The 1,310-nt window shown below is 68.9% G+C and carries 1 protein-coding gene; it reads right to left on the bottom strand.

Annotated features, from left to right (window positions below):
* Nucleotides 1-37 precede the first annotated feature (37 nt).
* Nucleotides 38-1,275, bottom strand: a protein-coding gene (locus tag ACIBTS_RS49375) for an IS3 family transposase (RefSeq protein WP_399328563.1) whose coding sequence is annotated in 2 segments (ribosomal slippage) — nt 38-951 and nt 951-1,275 — 1,239 coding nt in all. Because the reading frame shifts where the segments join, the coding sequence is not laid out codon by codon here.
* Nucleotides 1,276-1,310: the final 35 nt, after the last annotated feature.

Here is a 1,310-nt window from a genome sequence, read left to right as displayed (position 1 = left end):
GGGCCTTCCCCCGTGAAGGTGGGCACGCGGTTATTGATCACGCGGCGAGCGTGAGTTTAGCGGTGTGGTGTCGGTGTTCGTATTCGTTGGGGCTGAGGTGGCCGTTGGCGGAGTGCCGGCGGCGGGTGTTGTAGCGGGTCAGCCAGGCGAAGACGGTCCTGCGGCAGGTGGCGGAGTCGCCGTAGTCCTGGGCGCCCTGGAGGGTCTCGCGTTTCAGGGAGGCGTGGAAGCTTTCGCAGGCCGCGTTGTCGGCGCTGGTGCCGACCGCGCCCATCGACCGTGTGACCCCGAGTTGGTCGCAGAGGCCGGCGAAGGCCCGGGATCCGTATTGCGCTCCGTGGTCGGAGTGGAACACCGCCCCGCTGAGGCTGCCCCGGGTCCGGACGGCCATCCGCAGTGCGTCGGCGACCAGGTCGGTGCGCATGTGGTCGGCGATGGACCAGCCGACGACCTTGCGGCTGAAGCAGTCCAGCACGGTCGCGAGATAGAGGAACTCCCCGTTCTCCAGGGGGAGATAGGTGATGTCGCCCATGTATTTCAGGCCGGGTTCGGTGGCGGTGAAGTCCCGCTGGAACAGGTCCGCAACCGGTGAGGTGGCCGGGTCCGGGATCGTGGTACGGACGCGTCTGCGCAGGCGGATGCCGGTGATGGAGAACGTCCGCATGATCCGGGCGACCCGCTTTTCGTTGACCCGCCGCCCTTTCCCGCGGAGCTCGGCCGTCACGCGCGGGGAGCCGTAGGCGCCGCCGGACTCACTGTGGACCTCGCGGATCTCCTCGGCCAGGACCCGGTCCTCCTGCTGCCGGGCGGCCCGGGCCTCGGCGCCCGCGAGCCACTTGTAGTAGCTGGACCGGTTCACGTCCAGGACCTGGCAGAGCCGCTTCACCTCGTAGGTGTCCCGGTGGTCGTCAACGAACTGGAAGCGGCTCCTCACCAGTTCGTCTCCCCGGCGAAATACTTGGCCGCCTTGCGGAGGATGTCCCGCTCTGTGGCGAGCTTGCGCTCACTCGCCTCGAGCTCGGCCACCCTCGCCTCCAGCTGCCGCACACGCTCGTCCGGATCAGCCGACGGCACCGCCTCCCGAGGCGGGCCGCCCGGCTTCCCAGCTGCGGCGGTGACGCCACGGCGTTCGCGGTCCCGCAGCACCCACTCACGCAGGGTCGCCCGGTTGACGCCCAGGTCGGCGGCGATGCTCTTGTAGGTCGCCCCGGGTGTGGACTCGTACAGGGCCACGGCATCGGCCTTGAACTCGTCCGAGTAGTCCTTCATCGCCATCGGCGGTCTTCTCGCTTCCTCCGGATCAAGCAGAT

It is taken from the genome of Streptomyces sp. NPDC050121 (assembly GCF_044460385.1).
In the GTDB taxonomy this organism is placed as follows: domain Bacteria; phylum Actinomycetota; class Actinomycetes; order Streptomycetales; family Streptomycetaceae; genus Streptomyces; species Streptomyces soliscabiei.
The sequence above is the reverse complement of the archived record's forward strand: the minus strand, read 5'-3'. Positions and strand labels throughout refer to the sequence as shown.